The 6,000-nt window shown below is 59.5% G+C and carries 5 protein-coding genes; 1 reads left to right on the top strand and 4 read right to left on the bottom strand.

Annotation, left to right across the window (positions count from 1 at the left end; genetic code table 11):
- Window positions 1-833: 833 nt before the first annotated feature.
- The 4 genes from C4334_RS06655 to pgeF form a co-directional block, all read right to left on the bottom strand.
- A complete protein-coding gene (locus C4334_RS06655; protein WP_352431305.1) occupies window positions 834-1,892 on the bottom strand; it encodes an asparaginase in 1,059 nt (352 codons plus the stop codon).
- 11 nt (window positions 1,893-1,903) lie between these two features.
- A complete protein-coding gene (locus tag C4334_RS06650) occupies window positions 1,904-3,091 on the bottom strand; it encodes a glycosyltransferase family 2 protein (RefSeq protein WP_352431304.1) in 1,188 nt (395 codons plus the stop codon).
- A gap of 653 nt (window positions 3,092-3,744) precedes the next feature.
- On the bottom strand, window positions 3,745-4,311 hold the full coding sequence (locus C4334_RS06645) for a 3D domain-containing protein (protein WP_352431303.1): 567 nt from the start codon (window positions 4,309-4,311) through the stop codon (window positions 3,745-3,747).
- Window positions 4,312-4,564: 253 nt separating this feature from the next.
- Window positions 4,565-5,407, bottom strand: coding sequence for a peptidoglycan editing factor PgeF (gene pgeF / locus C4334_RS06640; protein ID WP_352431302.1), 843 nt, complete (start codon window positions 5,405-5,407; stop codon window positions 4,565-4,567).
- Between pgeF and C4334_RS06635 the strand changes: the two genes are divergently transcribed.
- Complete coding sequence (locus C4334_RS06635; protein ID WP_352431301.1) at window positions 5,388-5,768, top strand: holo-ACP synthase; 381 nt, start codon at window positions 5,388-5,390, stop codon at window positions 5,766-5,768. The genes pgeF and C4334_RS06635 overlap by 20 nt on opposite strands.
- The last annotated feature ends 232 nt before the right edge of the window (window positions 5,769-6,000 follow it).

Below are 6,000 nucleotides of genomic sequence, written 5' to 3'. Positions count from 1 at the left end.
AACCTTGAGTTACCGGAATGGCAAAACGGAGCCGACAACGACCCCAAAGGCTCCCCCTCACCTTGTGGTTTCGTTGTCGGCTCGTACGATTGTGCTCTTTGACTGGCTTAAGCCTGGGCCAATGAACCCCTTGTTTTGGCTTGCTCTGAGTTGAGCAAGGGAAGCCTCCCCCAAAGCCTACCTCGCCCAACTCCCGTCTCCGAGCCTGACCCGATGACCCTACGTTCCCCCTTCGGTCGTTTGGTCGTCCAATTAGCGGGCAAGCGTCGTGCCAGATGAAAGATCGCGCGAAAGGAACTAGCCCGGAAGGCAAACGAGAACAGCATCCAAGCCGCGTTTCGCTTTTGAGAAACCCTTCGTCGTGCTCCCTCGCCGCACGAGGGTCACGCCATTTTTGTATCTCTTCTGTACTCCTGAAGCATACACTCTTGAACGGTAATCGTTCGCCGCTCGAATCCCGGCGCAGGTCTCACAGAGATGGCCACTTACTACACCGCTTGCCGTTTAAGCTTTTAGCAAGCGTCTAACCATCACACGCCATCGGCTTCGTCGGTCAGTCAACATGCTTGGCAGCGCCCAAAAATTGACTGCGAACAGATAACAGCGCTCAATGCATGCGAGGGGGGCAGTGCGTAGGTTGATCGAAGCGGTTCAACCTACACCCAACTCGTGCAAGCGCGAGGATCGCGAAGATGTTATAGCTCTGGGACAGGCACAATTGCCGCGCCCAATCCGCGCTCGCAAAGACGCGCAGTTGAAGCAGTTGAAACCGAGGCGCTTCTGTCCGGCGAGCGTACCCAAGCCGCAACAAGCGCTGGACGGGGGACCTGACCTTATAGCATTTCCAATGTGAACGAGGGGCGAACCTCACCGACCACTTCGCGGCGGTTGTTGCGCACGTCGAATCGAGCGTATGGGGCGAGTGCCTGCTCCCCTTCCCGATCCAAGACCTCAAGCTGCCGCAAAGTTTCAATAACCACGGTTGGACGAGCGCGACGATCTTCTCCATCCTCGATCTTGAGCGCGATGCCGAGGCCGCGCGGCCACCGATCGCAAGGGAGCACGCCTGCGGTGTAAACGCCTTCAGCCCCGACTTTGGAGACGAGGCGTCCGGCACAAGCGCGCATCACCTCTGTATCAAGACGCTCGCACGTGCCTCCAACCATTTCTGGATAAGCCACCATCGCTTGCACGATCCTCTCGCAGGCCAAGCGCGTGCGCGCATCGAAATCCTCAGGCGGCGAGATCAGGCGTGCGTACATTAATGCCATCGCGCGCACGCTCGTGCCGAAAACCGGAACGCCACATCCATCGACGCCGACCGCGATATCTTCCAACGGGACGCCGGAGAATTGCTCGATGACGCGCGCGATCAGTAGTTGCACGGGGTTAGCCGGGCTATCGTAATCTGCGGTCGGTGCGCCTAGGTGAATGGCGAGCGCGAGCATCCCCGTGTGTTTGCCCGAGCAATTGTTCTGCAGCACGCTTGGCGCTGACTCGCGCCGACGCAGTTCGCGCGCGACTTCGCGACTGAACGGTTCGTGCGTTCCGCAGCGTAATGCGCTCTCGTCGAGGCCGATTTTGGCGAGCATCCCTTTGACGGTTGCCACGTGAATCGGTTCGCCGCTGTGAGAGCCGCAGACCAAAGCGAGTTCTTCCGGAGTGAAGCCAAAACGATCGGCCGCGCCGGAAGCGACGAGCGGGATGGCCTGATGCGGCTTGGCCGAAGAGCGAAGATAGGTGACGACCTCAGGCGACCCAAGGCGAGCAACTATGCGCCCGTCGCCATCCACGGCAATGATGTGCCCGCGGTGGCGCGATTCGGTGATGGAGCCACGCCGCACCTCGACAAGAGGCGCAGGTTCCGGGATCGAGTTGTTTTCGTCTCTCATGTTGGCAGATTTCAGTCGGCGCGCGGCGGCGTGATGCCAGCGTAAAGTTTTCGTCCTTTCCACGTCACTCCGCGCCCGCTGGCGATCCGAAGCGTCGAATTGAGCAAAATCGCGCCGAAAAGCGCGAATCCGAGCGGCGCTGCCGGCGCGTAAATAGTTGGTATTCCCGAGAATCGGTTTACGCAGACGAAGATCATCGTCTGAATCAACCACGCGCCGCCAAAGGCAACCCAGATGGCGCGCCAAGCTCCGTTTATCCCAATCAAAAGCGGCACGACGATTGTCACCAGCGCCGGGGCCACGGCTAGAAGATAGACTAGCAGCACGTTGAACGCGCCCCAAAAGGGACGGAAGCCAACTCCGGCGAAGAGGTTTTTGCTGAACCCCTCCCAAATGCCGCGCAAGTTCGTCTGCATGCGCGTGCGCACCAAATGCGGCGCGTACTCGAGCCGAAAGCGCGCCCCTCCCCTTTTCAGCAGCTCGGCCAAGCGCAAATCCTCGGCGACTTCGGCGCGCACTGCATTGTACCCCCCGACACGCTCCAGAGCTTCCCGCCGAAGCAGAAAGAATCCTCCAGCGGCGATCGCCTCTTTGCGGCGCGAATCATTGACGCGATCGAGCGGCAGCCGCATCATCACCGCCCAACCGAAGACCGGCATGAAAAGGCGCTCCCAAAACGTGAGGCAATCGACGCGCGGTACGAACGAAAGCGCATCGTAACCGTTCTTTCGCGCGTGCGCCACAGCCTCGCGCAGCGCTTCCGGCGCGAAGATCATGTCGGCGTCGGTCGCCAAGACCCATTCGCCGCGCGCCCGACGCCGCGCTTGCTCCAAAGCATAAGGCTTGCCGATCCATCCCGGCGGCGGTTCTTCGCCCTCGACGACTTGCAAGCGCGCCTCAGCCGCAGCCAAAGCGCGCAAAACGTCCCCTGTCTCGTCTGTGGACCGGTCGTTGACGGCGATGATCTCGAAATTCCCGTAATCTTGGGCGAGCATCGAACCGATGCTCGCCCTGAGCACACGACCAGCTTCGTTGCGACAAGGAACGATGATTGAAACCAGTGGGGCGTCCGCTCGCTTCAACTCCGAATCGTCCAACCGCACAAGCGGCTTTTGGTGCGCTAAGGCGCGCAAGGTCGAAAGGGCAGCAAACACCCACGCCCCAAAGATCGCCCAAGCCAGCACTGCGACCCAAATCATCTGCTCAGAAACCTAGCTTCGCCCGATTCACGCTCTCCACGTGCGACGCCCGTCGTGATCCAGTTCGCTGTGGCAATCGCGCGTGAAGATGCGCGCCACGCGGATTTTCTCTTGATTTATCGCGCTCGGCAACTGCCGAAGGGGAATGAAGGGTCCCCTGCAACACACGACGAAGGAGCAATGAAACATCGCCGCCCCCAATCGCTTTGAAAAAAGCGTCGACGATGAAGGAGCAATGAAACATCACCCGTCCGACTTCTAGGACACCGGTCAGCCTCTTATCACTTCATCGCTACAAGTTCGCGTCTGCGATGCCGCATTCAGCAACTCGCGTTTCAGCGCCGTCATCACGCCGCTGTAGATCAACCGTTCGCCCCGCACTCGCGCACAGCACTGTTCACATAGACACATCGCAGAGATTATCACGAAGAATCGGTCCGCTCGCTCCGCACTTGACGCGCGTCTTCCGACCAAGTTCGCCGCAAAGGCGCGGCGAGTTGGAGGAGAAGTTTCATCCGCCCCACACTTTCTGCCCATCGCGCGGCGCAAATCAAACGGAGTACCAACAAAAAACGAGGTCCGCTTACTGGCGGACCTAAATAGCAAACATCTGTTTTCTAGTCTAGGAACAAAGACTCACGGGAGGATTGATTTCACCGCTTCTTCGCCTTCATCCCCGTTTTCACCGGGCGTTGCAGAACGACCAGTTTGACGCGCCGACGCCCGAAGCGCACCGCCTCGCTCGTGCTCGGCACCCAAATGTCTATTTTGCGTCCACGGACAGCGCCGCCCGTATCGGCGACGATATACTCGCCCGTGTACGGCCCCGCTTCGAGCCGCACGCGCGTGCCGAGCGGAAGAAGACGGCGGTCGGCGGCGATCACGCCGCGGCTGACGCGCCTACCGCTTGCTGTTCGGCCACGCAAGCTGTAAGCGGTGGCGACGAAATGACGCACAGTCGGCTCCGATTCGCTTGCCGAGGGGACGAATTGTGGGGGTTCGCCAAGCCGTTCGACATCCACCGGACGGCCCGCCGTGGGAGCAGTGCTTGGAACGACAGTGGGTGGGGCGACATTTGGTGATTCTGGTTGAGGATCTACTCGAGGATTTTGCTGGATCAAGTTCGAAGAACGATCGGCAAACGATGGAACGACGTCGAAAACCAATCCAACACATAGCGCAGCCGCAAAGGCTCCGCCGATTAAACGGATCTTCATCATCGGGTCTCCTGTCCGACATAAATTTTCGCCATCCGACGCCCGCGCTAAGTGCCCGTCGCGGCCACTTGCCTCCGGCTCAAGGAGAGTCTTCGTCAGGAGTCAGCCGGAGTCGAAGAGCCAAGAGTTCTTCGAGCGACGACGTCGAAGGCAATAAAAAATCAAGCGGAATATTCATTCCGCTTGATTCGAGTGAAAAAGCTAACACATTCTCGGAGCTTTGTCAAAACCGCTGCAAGAACCAACTGGCCAACATCTAGAGCCTTCGTCCGATGACGGCCATCAATCTCCCGGTGCGGCCCAACTCCTTCTTCTCTCGGCGATAGGAGAAGAACAAGTCCGTGCGACAGATCGTGCAAAGCGGAGCCGCGTAGATGCGGTCGGCACGGACTCCTTCGGCCATCATTTGTTCGGCGTTGGCAAGCTGAAGATCGATGCGCGCGCGCCCTTGCGCCGTTCTTTGAAGCAAACGTTCGACCGAGCCGAATTCGTTCTCGAAAGCGGCGATGACCTCAGGACCGACCTCATAGCAGCAAACGCTCGCAGCCGGTCCGATGGCGGCCAGAACATCTGACGGGCGCGTGCCGAAAGCCTGATTCATGCGGCGCAGCGTGTGCGCGACGATGCGGCGCAGCGTGCCGCGCCAACCAGCATGAATGGCGGCCACAGCTTTGGTCCTCTGGTCGGCCAACAGAATTGGGACGCAATCGGCGGTTTTGACTCCGACCAAAACGTGCGGCACATCGGTCGCGAGCGCATCGCACCGATGGCCGTCTTCCGCTGCTGCCCCCGAGTTTTCGACGATGCGGATATCGGTTCCGTGTACCTGCCAGCAGGTGGCCAGCATCCAATCGCCGCCCACGGCGTGCAAGAATCGCCGCCGATTCTCTAAAATGTTCTCGGCTTTGTCGTCGTTGAACCCGGCGAGGTTGAGCGCTCCATGTGGCATCGGGCTGACGCCGCCAAGCCGCGTGGAGAAAGCGTTGACGAAACCAGCGCGCTCGACCGCGTCGCAAACCAAAATCTTAACGCCATCGCGCGTGTGCCACCGGAACCCGGCGGCACAGAGGGCATCATCCGTGATCGTCTCCGTCGGCATAGATATCATCGAAGTCGAACGTGTGCGCCGAGCCCTGCAAAGGACGCCGCGCTTTGCTGAGCGCGTCTTCACGCCGGGCGAAAGAGCCTACTGCGACGGGCGAGGCAACGCGCTCGCGCAACATTATGCCGCACGTTTCGCTGCTAAAGAAGCGGCCTTTAAAGCTCTCGGCACGGGCTGGACCGGACCGCTCGGCTGGCACGACGTTGAAGTTGCGCGCGACGAAAAGGGGAAGCCCCTCTTGCTCTTTCACGGACACGCTCGCACGCTGCTTGAAGCATGTGGGGCCGACGCCGCGCATCTCTCGCTTTCGCACACAGCGCAACATGCTGTTGCCGTCGTAATCTTGGAAAGAACCTGACCGCTCCTGAACGGTTGACGCTCACACTACACACACCTTCTCTTCGTAATCCCAGAAAGAGTCTGACCGCGCTTGGGCGATCGAATTCAAGCCACGCAGTCTCAAAAGATTTTCAATGCGGCTAAAGCGAATGAGCCGAGGGACAGAACGATGTGCACGGGTTGTTCCGCTCCAAGAAGAGCATTTCCAATGCAGCTAGAACAAATTTGGTCTGCCGCGAACGCCGAAATTG

This window comes from Pyrinomonas sp., assembly GCF_040289685.1.
In the GTDB taxonomy this organism is placed as follows: Bacteria; Acidobacteriota; Blastocatellia; order Pyrinomonadales; family Pyrinomonadaceae; genus Pyrinomonas.
Note: the sequence above shows the minus strand (reverse complement) of the source record. Positions and strands in the feature narration are given on the sequence as shown.